General features: G+C 43.8%; 15 protein-coding genes and 1 tRNA gene. 14 read left to right on the plus strand and 2 right to left on the minus strand.

Annotation, left to right across the window (positions count from 1 at the left end; translation table 11 throughout):
- Nucleotides 1-30 precede the first annotated feature (30 nt).
- The 10 genes from MH215_RS13605 to MH215_RS13650 all read left to right on the plus strand — a co-directional run bounded on the left by MH215_RS13605 (nucleotide 31) and on the right by MH215_RS13650 (nucleotide 11,321).
- Nucleotides 31-909, plus strand: coding sequence for a YidC/Oxa1 family membrane protein insertase (locus MH215_RS13605; RefSeq protein WP_056697557.1), 879 nt, complete (start codon nucleotides 31-33; stop codon nucleotides 907-909).
- Nucleotides 906-1,607, plus strand: coding sequence for an RNA-binding cell elongation regulator Jag/EloR (gene jag, locus MH215_RS13610; RefSeq protein ID WP_239290862.1), 702 nt, complete (start codon nucleotides 906-908; stop codon nucleotides 1,605-1,607). Before MH215_RS13605 ends, jag begins: the two co-directional genes overlap by 4 nt.
- 170 nt (nucleotides 1,608-1,777) lie before the next feature.
- On the plus strand, nucleotides 1,778-3,154 hold the full coding sequence (gene mnmE, locus MH215_RS13615) for a tRNA uridine-5-carboxymethylaminomethyl(34) synthesis GTPase MnmE (RefSeq protein WP_239290863.1): 1,377 nt from the start codon (nucleotides 1,778-1,780) through the stop codon (nucleotides 3,152-3,154).
- Between the two features lie 222 nt (nucleotides 3,155-3,376).
- On the plus strand, nucleotides 3,377-5,266 hold the full coding sequence (mnmG, locus tag MH215_RS13620) for a tRNA uridine-5-carboxymethylaminomethyl(34) synthesis enzyme MnmG (RefSeq protein WP_239290864.1): 1,890 nt from the start codon (nucleotides 3,377-3,379) through the stop codon (nucleotides 5,264-5,266).
- Nucleotides 5,266-5,988 carry a 16S rRNA (guanine(527)-N(7))-methyltransferase RsmG gene (gene rsmG / locus MH215_RS13625; RefSeq protein WP_239290865.1) on the plus strand — a complete coding sequence of 241 codons (723 nt, stop codon included), beginning with the start codon at nucleotides 5,266-5,268 and terminating at the stop codon, nucleotides 5,986-5,988. The genes mnmG and rsmG overlap by 1 nt, the downstream gene beginning before the upstream one ends.
- A 710-nt stretch (nucleotides 5,989-6,698) precedes the next feature.
- On the plus strand, nucleotides 6,699-7,517 hold the full coding sequence (gene noc, locus MH215_RS13630) for a nucleoid occlusion protein (protein ID WP_056697550.1): 819 nt from the start codon (nucleotides 6,699-6,701) through the stop codon (nucleotides 7,515-7,517).
- Nucleotides 7,518-7,684: 167 nt separating this feature from the next.
- Entirely contained in the window at nucleotides 7,685-8,446 is a 762-nt protein-coding gene (locus tag MH215_RS13635; RefSeq protein WP_056697605.1) for a ParA family protein, read from the plus strand.
- On the plus strand, nucleotides 8,439-9,287 hold the full coding sequence (locus MH215_RS13640) for a ParB/RepB/Spo0J family partition protein (protein WP_056697549.1): 849 nt from the start codon (nucleotides 8,439-8,441) through the stop codon (nucleotides 9,285-9,287). The genes MH215_RS13635 and MH215_RS13640 overlap by 8 nt, the downstream gene beginning before the upstream one ends.
- Before the next feature lie 148 nt (nucleotides 9,288-9,435).
- Nucleotides 9,436-10,590 (plus strand): aminotransferase class V-fold PLP-dependent enzyme, encoded by a 1,155-nt coding sequence (locus MH215_RS13645; protein ID WP_239290866.1) that lies wholly within the window; start codon nucleotides 9,436-9,438, stop codon nucleotides 10,588-10,590.
- Nucleotides 10,591-10,820: 230 nt separating this feature from the next.
- A complete protein-coding gene (locus tag MH215_RS13650; RefSeq protein ID WP_128104232.1) occupies nucleotides 10,821-11,321 on the plus strand; it encodes a DUF4446 family protein in 501 nt (166 codons plus the stop codon).
- Here MH215_RS13650 and yyaC read toward each other — a convergent pair.
- Nucleotides 11,296-11,901 carry a spore protease YyaC gene (gene yyaC / locus MH215_RS13655; RefSeq protein WP_056697544.1) on the minus strand — a complete coding sequence of 202 codons (606 nt, stop codon included), beginning with the start codon at nucleotides 11,899-11,901 and terminating at the stop codon, nucleotides 11,296-11,298. The genes MH215_RS13650 and yyaC overlap by 26 nt on opposite strands.
- A 151-nt stretch (nucleotides 11,902-12,052) precedes the next feature.
- On the opposite strand from yyaC, the gene MH215_RS13660 reads away from it, so the two are divergent.
- From MH215_RS13660 to MH215_RS13675, 4 genes are all read left to right on the plus strand, one after another.
- Nucleotides 12,053-12,316, plus strand: coding sequence for a putative Se/S carrier protein (locus MH215_RS13660; protein WP_056697542.1), 264 nt, complete (start codon nucleotides 12,053-12,055; stop codon nucleotides 12,314-12,316).
- 14 nt (nucleotides 12,317-12,330) lie between these two features.
- Nucleotides 12,331-13,251 carry a mechanosensitive ion channel family protein gene (locus tag MH215_RS13665; RefSeq protein WP_239290868.1) on the plus strand — a complete coding sequence of 307 codons (921 nt, stop codon included), beginning with the start codon at nucleotides 12,331-12,333 and terminating at the stop codon, nucleotides 13,249-13,251.
- Entirely contained in the window at nucleotides 13,241-13,450 is a 210-nt protein-coding gene (locus MH215_RS13670) for a DUF951 domain-containing protein (RefSeq protein WP_056697538.1), read from the plus strand. The genes MH215_RS13665 and MH215_RS13670 overlap by 11 nt, the downstream gene beginning before the upstream one ends.
- 144 nt (nucleotides 13,451-13,594) lie before the next feature.
- Nucleotides 13,595-13,685, plus strand: a tRNA-Ser gene (locus tag MH215_RS13675).
- Nucleotides 13,686-14,128: 443 nt separating this feature from the next.
- On the opposite strand, the gene MH215_RS13680 is transcribed toward MH215_RS13675, so the two are convergent.
- Nucleotides 14,129-14,323, minus strand: coding sequence for a YjzC family protein (locus tag MH215_RS13680; protein ID WP_056697536.1), 195 nt, complete (start codon nucleotides 14,321-14,323; stop codon nucleotides 14,129-14,131).
- Between the last annotated feature and the right edge of the window lie 157 nt (nucleotides 14,324-14,480).

Consider the following 14,480-nt stretch of genomic DNA (forward strand, 5'->3'; position numbering starts at 1 on the left):
GAATGGAATGGTTAAGAGAGGGGTTATGAAGTGTCGCGATTGAAGACATCAAAGGGGAAGTGGATTCTCCTCATTGCAGTTATTGCAATGGTCTCTGTATTAGCTGGATGTGCTCCGCAAGGAGCCGGGGTTACTACAGAAGATCTGAAGAACAGTGATTCATTCTGGCAAAGTAATGTAGTTTACTGGTTCTCTTATGCACTCGATACGTTCGCAGAATGGTTCAGCGGCGAATATGGACTAGCTGTCTTAGTCATGGTGCTTATTGTGCGGACATTGATTTTACCATTGACGATGAAGCAAGTTCGCAGCTCCAAAGCAATGCAGGCAATTCAGCCGCAACTTAAGGAGATTCAAGCCAAGTATAAAGATACACCTGAGAAAGTTCAGCAAGAAACGATGAAGTTGTTCCAGGAGAACAAAGTTAATCCGATGGCCGGGTGTCTGCCTCTTATCATTCAGATGCCGATTTACATCGCACTTTATAACTCCATTTACGGAAACTCCAGTCTAAGAACTCACGATTTCTTGTGGCTTCAACTCGGAGAACCAGATCACCTGTTTATTTTGCCAGTGCTCGCTGCCATCACTACATTCATTCAAACATGGATGATGATGCGCATGAACCCAGCACAGCAGATCGGTCCAATGCAGTTCATGCTATGGGTGTACCCGATTCTGATCTTCGTTATGTCGTATCAGTTCCCGTCCGCCTTGCCGCTCTACTGGTTCTACAGTAATATCTACACGATCGTACAAAACTATTTCCTTTACCGGAATAATGATAAAGTCGTGGCTGAGGTCAACGTGAAGCAGAACAGCTCTTCCAAAAAAGGAGCTAAACGCAAAAACGGTGGCAAAGCGACCGTCTCTGGAAAAGGGTCGAAAGGGGCCAAAAAATCGAAATGACCAAAGTCATTGCGTCAGGAAAAACCATTGAAGATGCTGTAAACCAAGGATTGGCTGAGCTTGGCGTGAGCCGGGACAAGGTCGAGATACAAGTGTTAGAGCAGCCGTCAAAAGGATTCCTGGGTTTGATCGGAGTAAAGGCGGCGAAAGTAGAAGTTAAGCTTCTCCCTGTACCCGAAGTCGTATCAGAGCCGATCAAGCCAGCTGCGTCTTTGTCTCAGATGCATGAAGCACCTGAGGATGTCGCAGCTAAAAATCCCTATGAGGAAGCGGCTGCTTTTTTAAAAGAAGTGGCAGCAGGTATGGGACTGGATGTTGAGGTGCATATCAAGAAACAGCGTGATGGACATGTCTTCAATATTGCTGGAGAAGATCTCGGCATGATCATTGGCAGACGTGGGCAAACGCTAGATGCTCTTCAATATTTAACAAACATTGTAGCCAATCGTTATTCGGAGAGTTTCGTACGCATTGTGCTTGATGCAGAGAACTTCCGTCAACGTAGACGGAAGACACTGGAGGATCTGGCTGAGCGATTAGCTGGACAAGCCATTCGTTCTGGTAAGGAAGTTGTACTAGAGCCGATGCCACCACTGGAGCGCAAAGTGATTCATGCGAAACTGCAAAATAACCCGCAGATTAAGACATATAGTAAGGGCGAGGAGCCCAATCGGCGTGTGGTCATTATGACGAAATAACACTGAATTGAAGACGCAATGGCTGCCTGCCCGGTGCAGAAGCCATTGCTTTTTTCGTACAAAAGCCTTTTATATTTAACTACCCATAAGTAAGCGTAAGCCTTTTATTAGAAATGATATGGCGTCCAATCCTGGGCGGCAATTTGAAAATAGAGCAAGGAGAGATAACCATGATCAGTGATACGATCACAGCAATATCAACGGCTGTCGGAGAAGCGGGAATTGCCGTGATCCGGATCAGCGGCCCGGATGCAGTATCAGAGACAGAGAAAATTTTTCGCAGTAAAACACCATTAACACAGGCTGAATCCCATACCGTTCACTATGGTCATATCATTGAACCAAGTACGGGAGAAAAGGTTGAAGAGGTACTAGTTACCGTAATGCGAGCACCGAGATCATTTACAACAGAAGATGTGGTGGAGATCAGTGCCCATGGTGGTGTTGTATCTGTCAAACGCGTAATGGATCTGTTGCTTCAGCTTGATATTCGTCTGGCCGAACCGGGTGAATTCACGAAGCGGGCGTTTCTTAATGGTCGAATCGATCTGTCACAGGCAGAAGGGGTTATGGATCTCATCCGTTCCAAGTCAGACCGTGCTTTCTCCGTTGCTCTGAAGCAAGTGGAGGGCAAGCTATCCAGTAAGCTTCGCGATCTAAGACATACGCTGGTCGAAACGCTTGCGCATATCGAAGTGAACATTGATTATCCGGAGCATGATGTGGAGTCACTCACGGCTGACTTTATTAAGGAAAAATCCAGTCTAGTCATGACTGAAATTGATAAATTGCTAGTCACCGCTGAGCAGGGTAAAATACTGCGTGAAGGTATTACAACGGCCATTGTTGGACGACCTAATGTAGGAAAATCCTCATTGCTCAATGCACTTGCTCAAGACAATCGAGCAATCGTAACAGATATTCCGGGCACAACGCGAGATGTTATTGAAGAGTTTGTTACGATTAATAATATCCCGCTCAAGCTGCTCGACACAGCTGGCATCCGTGAGACGATGGACGTAGTTGAGAAGATCGGTGTCGAGCGTTCCCGCTCTGCAGTCAATGATGCTGATCTTCTATTGATGGTCATTAATGCAGCTGAGCCTCTACATGTGGATGAGATTGAACTGTTGGAACAAATCCGCGGTAGACAATCAATTATCATTATGAATAAAATGGACTTAAATCCGCAGGCAGATCGCGATGTATTGCTTCGGTATATTCCAGAAGACCGCATTGTTCCCATGTCGGTAAAAGATGATCTCGGTGTAGATCGCTTGGAAGAAGCAATCTCAACATTGTTCTTCAGCGGTAAACTGGAGTCGGCGGATCTCACATATGTTAGTAATGTGCGTCATATTGCGTTGCTCAAAAAAGCCAAGCAGTCTCTTGTAGATGCATATGAGGCAGCAGAACAGTTCATTCCTATTGATATGATTCAGATTGATGTGCGACTCGCTTGGGAGCACCTAGGTGAAATTGTAGGAGATACAGCACATGATGCATTGATCGATCAGATTTTCTCCCAGTTCTGTCTAGGAAAGTAAAATTTGCAGGCTTGCACGTGTATCAAAAAGGTGTATGATAGATGAGTTCAATCCCTATTATAGGAGATGTATTTTAGATTTAGATGAACAATGACCCATTGTTTTGATATAGATGTTACGGATTTTCAAAATTCAATTTACGATTAGGCAGTCAGACGCCTAGTTGTTAGAACCGATCATACATCAGTATAAGTGTGCGACGGTATAAGGGGGTAAACAAGAATGGCTTTTGATGGCGGTAGTTATGATGTTATCGTTGTTGGCGCAGGACATGCAGGGGTTGAATCTGCACTAGCGGCAGCACGTATGGGTTCCAAAACGCTCATGATCACGATCAATCTGGATATGGTAGCGTTCATGCCTTGTAACCCATCCATTGGTGGACCGGCAAAAGGGCATGTTGTGCGTGAGATTGATGCGCTCGGTGGTGAGATGGGGCGGAACATCGACAAAACGTTTATTCAGATGCGGATGCTGAACACAGGTAAGGGGCCGGCAGTGCACGCACTGCGCGCTCAAGCAGATAAGTTCTCATACCAGCACAAAATGAAAGAAACAATGGAGAACGAGCGTAATCTGACCATGCGCCAAGGTATGGTGGATCGTCTTATCGTTGAGGATGATCAGTGTGTAGGCGTAGTAACACAGACTGGCACCGAGTATCGTGCTAAGGCGGTTGTCCTGACTACAGGAACCTATCTGCGTGGTAAAGTAATTATGGGTGAATTGATGTATGAAAGTGGACCAAACAATCAACAGCCATCACTCAAATTGTCCGAGCATTTACGTGAGCTTGGCTTCGATCTGGTTCGTTTCAAAACAGGTACACCACCTCGTGTGCACAAGGACACGATTGATTTTAGTAAAACCGAAATCCAACCAGGCGATGACGAGCCGAAATTCTTTTCTTACGAAACAGAATCTTCTGACAATGAGCAACTGCCTTGTTGGCTGACATATACATCTGTTGAAACTCATCAGATTATTAACGATAATCTACACCGTGCGCCAATGTTCTCGGGTGTTATTGAAGGTACGGGGCCGCGTTATTGCCCATCCATTGAGGATAAAATTGTTCGATTCAGCGATAAACCGAAACATCAGATTTTCCTTGAACCAGAAGGTAAAAACACATCGGAATACTATGTGCAAGGTCTATCTACAAGTCTGCCAGAGGACGTTCAGCTGGCTGTTCTACGTTCCATCCCAGGTATGGAAAAAGTAGAAATGATGCGTAACGGCTATGCGATTGAATACGACGCAATGGTACCTACACAGCTCTGGCCTTCACTCGAAACAAAACGTTTACCAGGTCTGTTCACTGCAGGACAGATTAACGGTACATCTGGGTACGAAGAAGCAGCAGGTCAAGGTGTGATGGCGGGTATTAATGCGGCACGTAAAGTGCAGGGGAAAGAGCCGGTTGTGCTTGATCGTTCCCAGGGGTACATTGGAGTTCTGATTGACGACCTCGTGACAAAAGGAACCAATGAGCCATATCGTTTGCTGACATCACGTGCGGAATACCGCTTGTTGCTTCGTCATGATAACGCAGATCTTCGTTTGACTGAAATTGGTCATGATATTGGATTGATTACAGAAGAACGTTATGCGAAATTCCTCGATAAAAAAGCTAAAGTAGATGCTGAAGTGGAGCGTTTGAAAGTAGCAAAAGTACGCCCTGTGGATGTCAATGCGAAACTTGAAGAAGCGGGTTCAACACCAATTCAGGATGGAAGCACATTGCTGACCTTGATGCGTCGTCCTGAACTGGGGTATGACTGGATCGAGCAGATCTCTCCATCCGAAGTTGAACTGACTGCTGATATGAAGGAACAAGTCGAAATTCAAATCAAATATGCGGGTTATATTGAGAAACAATTGATCCACGTGGAACGTTTGCAAAAGATGGAGAAGAAGAAAATTCCGGATACAATTGTATATAATGAAGTTCACGGACTTGCGATGGAAGCGAAGCAGAAACTCTCTACGATTCGTCCAATCTCGATTGGGCAAGCTTCCCGTATTGCTGGCGTTACACCAGCGGACATCTCCATATTGCTGGTCTACTTGGAGCATTATAACCGTGTAACCGCAGCAAGGGGACAATAATGGACGCTATCCAACAGCAGCTACAGTTGCGCTTGAAAGAACATGGATTAGAGCTGAATGAACTTCAGCTGGAACAGTTTGAATTATACTTTCAGGATCTTGTAGCCTGGAATGAAAAGATGAATTTGACAGGTATCACAGAGCGGGAACAGGTATATACGAAGCATTTCTATGATTCAGTATCGCTTGCTTTTTACACGGATATTTCCAAGGTTGAAAAGCTGGCCGATATCGGATCAGGAGCCGGTTTCCCGGGATTACCACTTAAGATTTGTTTTCCACATTTAAAGATAACCATCGTTGATTCCTTAAATAAGCGTATCGGTTTCTTGCAGCATGTGGTGGATCGCCTTGGTCTGACAGACGTTGAACTGATCCATGGACGAGCAGAAGAGCTTGGACGTAAAGAAGGGTATCGGGATAGTTATGATCTCGTTACGGCACGAGCCGTTGCCAAGCTAGCTGTATTGAATGAATTCTGCCTGCCATTTGTACGCAAAGGTGGATTCTTCGCTGCTATGAAGGGTGGCGACCCGCGCGAAGAAATGAAGGAAGCAGAGTTCAGCTTCAACCAGTTGAAGGGACGAGTAAAAGCAGTTCATCCATTCCAGTTACCGGTGGAGGAATCTGAGCGTCATATTATTCTCGTTCAAAAGTTTGATAAAACACCTTATAAGTATCCACGTAAACCAGGTACACCAATGAAAACACCTTTGGTGTAATTATAGGTAGCTCAAGTAGATTAAGAACAATAGTGCATCTTTGTTAATGCAGCGCATTAGCAGGGTGCACTATTTTTTTGTGAATGTGAATACAGTACAGAAATAGATTATAGCGAAAACGAATACTGATTGAAGATTACAGTGTGAGGAGATTACATTATTCATCTGAGAGTAAGTTGTTTTAGGCTTAAGCTCGTTCGTGGACTGGCGGACTGGATTGGAATATAAAATCGAAGATGTGATGCTTTTGTCAATTGAAGAGTGATTTATAATGGATGTAGATCGTAGCCGTGTGAAAAAGCAACTACAGTATGGTGATGTTTCACGTGAAACATTCTTCTTTTCTATAATACATAAGTGAAACGACTTACCATAATATCGAAAGAAATACCCTCCGACAAGTAATTATCCCTTCCGTATCGTTCAATTTGAATGAATAAAAAGCAGGAAAATTAAGAGCGTTTAAAGAATAGGTAAACATAGGATTATGATAGAAAAGATGATAGAATAGAAGTAGCCGATCCTGTGGTTCAGAGATCATAGATTGATATAGATGAATAGACATTTCATACAGTAAGTCATTGAATTAGGAAGTGTTAGTACAGGCAAAACTTATTCGAAAAACGACAGTATATATGGGGTCGCATATTGAATAAGAAGCACCTGCATTATAGCAGGAGCTATTACGAAACTAGGTGGTAATATACGGAATGAAAGAACAATTTTCGAAGTTGTTTGGTTTGGCGGATCGCAATAACGGAGACGAGATAAAACAAATTCCGGTCAATGAAATTGTGAGCAGCCCGTATCAACCCCGTACGATCTTTGATGATGAAAAAATTGACGAGTTGTTGCAGACGATCAAGACACATGGGGTTATTCAACCTATTGTCGTCCGCGTACGAAATGGATCATATGAGATTATTGCCGGTGAACGTCGCTGGCGTGCAGTTCGAAAGCTTGGTCTGGATCATATTCCAGCCATTGTACGTGAATTCAACGACTCACAGGCTGCATCCATTGCATTGATTGAGAACTTGCAGCGTGAAGGACTAACATCGATCGAAGAAGCGGTGGCCTATCAGAAACTAATTGATTTGCATCAGTTGACACAAGAGAGTCTAGCACAGCGTTTGGGTAAGAGTCAGTCGACGATTGCCAACAAGATTCGTTTGTTACAGCTTCCTGAAGGTATTAAAGCAGCTCTAATGGAACGGAAAATCTCCGAACGACATGCAAGAGCGTTACTTTCACTAGATACAGAAGAATTACAGATGAAGCTGCTTGCTGAAATTATTGAAAAAGAACTCAATGTGAAGCAAACCGAAGCACGTGTTGCCTTCTATAAGGAATCTTCTAAAATCAAAAAATCGAAACGCATTTCATTCACCAAGGACGTTAGACTTGCACTGAATACAATTCGCCAATCGATTGATATGGTTTCCGGATCTGGTCTGGATATCAAAACGAAAGAAGAAGACCATGAGGATCATTATGAAATCGTTATCCATATTCCGAAACGCAAATAATTGAAGCTTCAGGCGGCAATGGGCCGCTTTTTCTGTCTATAGCACGGAGAATGACATTGATAGAGGAAATGGTAGTTGTTGTTGTGTGGACGATAGCCACCTGCTTAGTGTTAAATGTAGCTTATAACCTACAAGAAAAGACTCCTATTTTATTTGAGGTGAAGGTATTGTCTAAGATTATGGCCGTAGCAAATCAAAAGGGCGGTGTAGGGAAAACGACAACATCTGTTAACTTGGGTGCAGGACTGGCTTCACTCGGGAAAAGAGTACTACTTGTCGATATAGACCCTCAGGGGAACACAACCAGCGGAGTCGGAATCAATAAAGCAGATGTGGCTAATTGCATATATGATGTCATCATTAATGAAGTTCATCCTCAGCAGGCTATTGTAGAAACTCAAATCGAAGGACTTCATATTATTCCTGCAACCATTCAGCTCGCTGGAGCCGAGATTGAATTGGTATCTACGATATCACGCGAAGTTCGCTTGAAAAAATCACTCGCCATGGTGAAAAATAATTATGATTACATACTGATCGATTGCCCACCATCCCTTGGCATGTTGACGATTAACTCGTTAACCGCTTCCGATTCGGTGATCATTCCGATTCAGTGTGAGTATTATGCACTTGAAGGTTTGAGCCAACTGCTTAACACCGTTCGTTTGGTTCAGAAACATCTGAACACCTCTTTGCAGATTGAAGGTGTGTTGCTTACGATGTTTGATGCGCGTACGAATCTGGGCATTCAAGTCATTGAAGAAGTTAAAAAGTATTTTCAGCAAAAAGTGTATTCAACGATTATCCCACGTAATGTTCGACTCAGTGAAGCGCCATCTCATGGACAGTCTATTATTACGTACGATCCCCGTTCCCGGGGAGCAGAAGTATATCTAGAGCTCGCAAAGGAAGTGATATCATATGAGTAAGCGGCTCGGAAAAGGTCTGGATGCCCTCATTCCATCGCTTTCAATTAATGATGATGACAAAATCGTTGAGATCCCGATTAGTCAATTGCGGGCAAACCCTTATCAACCTCGTAAAGTATTTGATGAGGATGCAATTCATGAGTTGGCAGAGTCCATTCGCCAGCATGGGGTAATACAACCGATCATTGTACGTACCGTGTTGAGAGGGTATGAGATTATTGCTGGTGAACGGCGTTTCAGAGCTTCTCAATATTGCGGAAATGCCACTGTACCGGCAGTAGTTCGTAATTTCAGTGATCAGCAGGTTATGGAAATCGCACTGATCGAGAATCTTCAGCGTGAGAACCTAAATGCTATGGAAGTTGCAGTTGCCTATCAAGGGTTGATGGATCAGTTCGCCTTGACTCAAGAAGAGCTTTCCGTGAAGGTGGGCAAGTCTCGATCCCATATCGCTAATTTCTTGAGATTGTTATCTTTACCGGATGAATTGAAGGATCATGTTTCACGTGGAACACTCTCAATGGGTCATGCTCGTGCCATTGTAGGTGTGAAGGATCTTGATATGATGAAACAACTTGCTAAACAAACCATTGAGCAACAGTGGAGTGTGCGAGAGTTGGAAGAAGCAGTTCAACAGTTGGATCGCGCTAAAGCAATCGAGGGCAAAGCGAAATCTAAACTGAAGAAGAAGGATCCATTCATTGATACAGTGGAGGAGTCCCTTCGAGAGCGGTTCAAAACAACTGTGAAAATCAAGCATAGCAACAAGGAAAAAGGTAAAATTGAGCTCAACTACTACAGCAAACAAGATCTAGAGCGGCTACTCGAACTGCTGCAATAGACGATGTTTCACGCTCGATAACAACATGCGGGGCTTTCTCATGGGATGACATATCGCCTCTGTACGATGGAGCAACGATATGTCATATTTATTTATTAGGGTGAAATGCAGGCATTACGTTTAATGAATAAGCAGAGGTGGTTATGAGGTGGAGAGAGTCATCTATCTAGATCATGCTGCAACATCATGGCCTAAACCGCCTACTGTTGGTGAAGCAATGATGCAGGCTTTGGATATGGCGGGAGCTAATCCCGGTAGAGGTAGCCATCGGATGGCTGTTCAAGCGAGTCGCGTATTATTTAGCACTAGAAAGACATTATCCACGTTGTTTGGTGTGAACAATGCAAATGATATCTCACTCGGTTCTAATACAACAGAGGCTTTGAATATTGCGATTCAGGGATGGTTACGCGAAGGGGACCATGTTATTGCAACTATGGCTGAACATAACTCTGTGCGACGTCCGCTGGAGTACATGCGTAGATCACGAAATGTAACCGTAGATTATGTAAAGGTTGATGCTATGGGCACTGTTGATCTATTGCAGCTTGAGAAGATGTTTCGACCGAATACCCGACTGGTTGTCTGTACACATAGCTCTAATCTGTTGGGTAGTATTTTACCAGTTGGTGAAATCTCTCAGATGTGTCGGAAACGCCAGATTCCTTTACTTGTAGATGCTGCTCAAAGCGCTGGAGTGATGCCTGTTGATGTGAAGCAACTTGGCATTGATATGCTTGCCTTTCCTGGTCACAAAGGTTTGTTAGGTCCACAAGGAACAGGTGGACTCTACATAGCTCCAGAGTTAGACGTACAACCTCTGCTCCATGGCGGGACAGGAAGTCAATCTGAAGCCATAGAGCAACCTAATGTCCGTCCCGATCGTTATGAAGCTGGTACACCCAATACGGTAGGCATGGCTGGTCTTGCTGCTGGTGTGAAGCATGTGATGGAATTAACACCTGAACGGATCTACCAACATGAATGGGAATTAACACAGTTTATGATGGAAGGGTTAGCCTCTGTACCAGGAATTCGAATGTTAGGCCCAGAGGTTGGGCACCCACGAACTGGATTGTTATCCTTTACGGTAGAAGGACATGATTCAGCCCAACTCGCTTTTAAACTGGATCGACAGTACAACATTGCAGTTCGTTCTGGGTTTCACTGTACACCTCTTGCACATGAGTCCGCAGGTACTACACGTAGTGGAGCGGTTAGAGCAAGTATAGGGTATAACACAGTCCAAAGTGATGTGAACACTTTAATTGAAGCTGTGCACGAAATAACAAGATTTAAATAAGTCGCATGGATACATCATCGTTAGGCATGTTATGATCTCAATCCATGACATAAAGAGTGAGTGGATATATCCGGGTACGCATCGCTTGGTTATACGAAGGGGCTTAGGGAATCCTAAGAGGAGTTTTTGTATTTCAGGGCTGATCGATCAGGTGATTTCGTAATATAGGCATGATGCTACAGGATACAGACCTTAATCTGAACAAACAAACAGAGGGGTAGTTACACTACATGGCTGAACTAAATGAGCTGATTCTGGAACAATTGCTATGGATTATTGGCGGAATGGCATTACTATTGGTAATCTTGCTGGTGACTAGCATTGCACAGGGTGCAAAGTTGCGTAAGTTTAAACGGAAATATGAAGCGATGATGTCTGGCACAGGAGTAGAAGATCTGGAGACGTTGTTAATTAATCTGAAGATTCAGATGGATAGCATTGAAGATGAACACAAGCTGCAAACGAATCAGCTACAAGCAGTCATGCAGAAATTGACCCATATGCAGGGTAAAGTAGGGGTTAAGCGTTATAATGCTTATGGTGAAAGAGGTAGCGATCTAAGCTTCTCCATGGCAATGATTAATGATAATCAAGACGGTATGATCCTCACAGGTCTTTATAATCGTGATGGTTCGTATGTCTATGCTAAACCTCTTAAAGGGGGAGAGTCCACGTATACACTTTCCCCTGAAGAGAAAGAAGCGATTACTCTGGCACAGCAAGCAGAGTAGAGCGAGTATGCCATTCTCGAATGGCTGAGTAAAGACTGCTGGATATAATCTCAGACATGCGCATAACTAAACTGAGTCTTGTATTCTGCAGAACAAAGTATTCCATAAAGCCGCCGACGTTAACGATACCTGTCAGATGGATATCGCCGACCGGCGGTAATTCTTTATTTACGCCAGCTCCTGGCTTCAATGGTCCATTTACCACCTGAATGCAGCCAACACTAGAGGATTGTCCAAGACAAGCATCAATTCCGATAACGTATGGATTATGGTGTGTGGCTTGGATTTTGTGAAGTGTTTCTTGTAGATTCATAGCATGTACGGGTTCGTCTAGTGTGCCATAAAGGTGAAAGAGAGGGCTGTCCCATTTAGCAAGAGCTGAACCTACTAACGGGCCTAAGCAGTCCCCGGTGGATCGATCAGTACCGATGCATACGATTACAACATTTTGTAACGAGTGGGCTTTGTAGAGATGGAACATTAAACGATGAATAATGGCAGAGTGTACGCCAGGATCGGTATGAGGAATTTTCAAGCTGGTCATATCTTGGGATGAAAAAGAATGCGAGATGGGTTTCATAGGATCTATCCTTTCCCCTTGAAATAGTAGTAACAGTATATGGAAGGATAGAGCGTTTTATACTTGGTCAGGACAAGCTTTTTCATGAGAAGGTTATGATGTAACCGAATGAGGGTAAATTGGAGCTAAATAAGGTTGAAGGGAGCCGGTCATGGACGAATGGTTAGATGATTGGATGTTGATTGCTTTTGATTCTACTCAGCAGGCACTACGAGCGGAGATGTTATTAGAATTTGCTGAGATTGAGATCGACTTATTTCCAACACCGAAGGAGATTACAGCAGGCTGTGCACTCTGTATTCAGTTCCCTAAGGAAGATGTGCTGAGGGTGCAACAGATCATTCGGAATGAGTTCGTGGAGATTCGAGGCCTCTATTTCAAAAACGAAGACAGCTATGATAACATACCGATGTAGAGGGGGATGGATGAATGTGGTCGTTTAAGTATATGACTGCTCCTGCTTTAGAATCAGCTCTAAGCTGGACAGATCAATTATGGAACAAAATCGCTGATGCAGATATGTGGTTCAATATTTTATTCAGTTCCCTACGCATTATACTTATCTTTATTGCTACCCGGATTGTTATTAAAATTGTATCACGTATTATTGATCGCAGTATGCAGCAGAAGCAAGAAGGTCGGCTTCGTGTTAATCCTCGCAGATTTGTTACTGTAGGCGAGTTGATGAAGAATGCAACCTCCATCACATGTAACTTCATTATGATATTGCTTGTGTTATCGGAGATTAATGTGAAGGTTGGGCCATTACTTGCCAGTGCGGGTGTGCTCGGGCTAGCAATCGGTTTTGGGGCACAGGGATTAGTGAAAGATGTTATTACGGGTTTCTTCATTATATTAGAGGATCAATTCGCTGTAGGAGATGTCATTCAGACTGGTACGTATAAGGGAACGGTTGAGGTAATTGGACTCAGAACGACCAAGTTGGTGAGTTGGCAAGGTGAGGTGCACATCATACCCAATGGTACCATTGCCAGTGTAACGAACTTCTCGATGTCCAATTCATTAGCCGTGGTGGACATTCCAATGAAGGCTGACCAGAGTCTGGATGAATCGGTGAATTTGGTGAAGCGAGCGCTGGTAGGGATTGAGAATCGTGATCTCAACATTGTGAAAGTTCCAGATGTACTTGGAATTCAATCGATGTCTACCTCAGAGTACGTTGTTCGCATCGTTGCAGAGTGTATGCCAAACTCCAGATCTTCTGTAGAACGTCAGATTCAAAGTGATGTGAAGAAATCACTGGAGTATCAAGAGATAAGCAATCAAGCAGCGTTAGAGCAGGCAGCAGGTCAAGAACAGAATGAGGGGGATGGCACAGGTGGAGCGTAAAATTTTTCAGCTCGGGGACATCGTGCAGATGAAGAAGCAGCATCCATGCGGAAGCAATGAGATGGAGATCATTCGTATGGGAATGGATATCCGTATTAAATGTGTAGGGTGCAAACACAGCGTGCTAATTCCAAGAGCTAAGTTTGAGAAAAACATGAAAAAAGTGCTGCGGTCAGCAGAAGATCTAGCTGAATCATGAGCAGATCGTAAGTAAATCATGAGTAAATCACAAGCAGAATGAAGGATATGAAGTTGAATAAATCATACCTAAAATAGCGGTTACATGCAGGTAGGGCTAAGTATTGCGTTCTGTAAATGATCATGCTATAATCAATATTGCTGCGGAAAGGTACCCAAGAGGCCCAAGGGGGCTGACTCGAAATCAGCTAGGCGTGTCACAGCGTGCGTGGGTTCGAATCCCACCCTTTCCGCCACTTCACTTGTACATGATAAAACATTCGATTACTCAACGAAGTGTTGAGTTATATAAGAAGAAAGTCTTCCGATATGGAAGGCTTTTTTGTTTGCTCATTCTTTTTTGGTAAGACAGTAAAAGCGATGACATGAAGTGAAGCAAGCAGTGGCTGTACCCACAAAAATAAAGAGCCCCTAAGGGCTCTCTATCCGGCGGTGCATTCGGTTAGTAGGAAACAATCTGGCGTAAAGATCAGAAACCTTGGCGTACTGCTGAAGCAATACTCGTGCTTAGGACGCAGGGTCTTATACACAACCACTTGCTTCTTATATTACGTGATGCATTTCCAACAAAGAATGTTCGGCTTCGTTGTCCAACGGAACCACACCTCTCTCGTGCACCGCCTGATTGTATTATGTGCTTTATTTCGTTTTATATACGTTGAGCTGAAAAAAAGTTTACTTAGTGGACACGAGCTTTCGTCAGCTTCTTCCACTTACGATTATGATTGCTTGTCTCTGGGAAGGGTTCACCCTTTTGCAGCGTTACTCGCTTTGGATTGTTGATTTCCGTGTGAAAGCTCTTCTCACCGACCTCGGTGTACTCGCCATCATTTGGAGCTTTGTCTCCTGGTTCAAATTCAGTTCTTTCGCCCATGATATGAAAACCTCCTTGGCCTAATGTATTTCGTTGTAGCTTCTGTAGTGTGCTCCATAGTAGGGGTGATCATGTGCCATATATAAAGGGAACGTTTGCTTGCATTATGGTTCTGTATTTGTTATATTAATATAGTTCGAGTTTGTGCTCGTTCCTT

Source organism: Paenibacillus sp. ACRSA, from assembly GCF_022346845.1.
Taxonomy (GTDB): Bacteria; Bacillota; Bacilli; order Paenibacillales; family Paenibacillaceae; genus Paenibacillus.

Bases quoted from the DNA above. Each gene is read 5' to 3' on its own strand.
- jag (WP_239290862.1), top strand. From the start codon at position 906: ATGACCAAAGTCATTGCGTCAGGAAAAACCATTGAAGATGCTGTAAAC.
- mnmE (WP_239290863.1), top strand. From the start codon at position 1,778: ATGATCAGTGATACGATCACAGCAATATCAACGGCTGTCGGAGAAGCG.
- mnmG (WP_239290864.1), top strand. From the start codon at position 3,377: ATGGCTTTTGATGGCGGTAGTTATGATGTTATCGTTGTTGGCGCAGGA.
- rsmG (WP_239290865.1), top strand. From the start codon at position 5,266: ATGGACGCTATCCAACAGCAGCTACAGTTGCGCTTGAAAGAACATGGA.
- noc (WP_056697550.1), top strand. From the start codon at position 6,699: ATGAAAGAACAATTTTCGAAGTTGTTTGGTTTGGCGGATCGCAATAAC.
- MH215_RS13640 (WP_056697549.1), top strand. From the start codon at position 8,439: ATGAGTAAGCGGCTCGGAAAAGGTCTGGATGCCCTCATTCCATCGCTT.
- MH215_RS13650 (WP_128104232.1), top strand. From the start codon at position 10,821: ATGGCTGAACTAAATGAGCTGATTCTGGAACAATTGCTATGGATTATT.
- yyaC (WP_056697544.1), bottom strand. From the start codon at position 11,901: ATGAAACCCATCTCGCATTCTTTTTCATCCCAAGATATGACCAGCTTG.
- MH215_RS13660 (WP_056697542.1), top strand. From the start codon at position 12,053: ATGGACGAATGGTTAGATGATTGGATGTTGATTGCTTTTGATTCTACT.
- MH215_RS13665 (WP_239290868.1), top strand. From the start codon at position 12,331: ATGTGGTCGTTTAAGTATATGACTGCTCCTGCTTTAGAATCAGCTCTA.
- MH215_RS13680 (WP_056697536.1), bottom strand. From the start codon at position 14,323: ATGGGCGAAAGAACTGAATTTGAACCAGGAGACAAAGCTCCAAATGAT.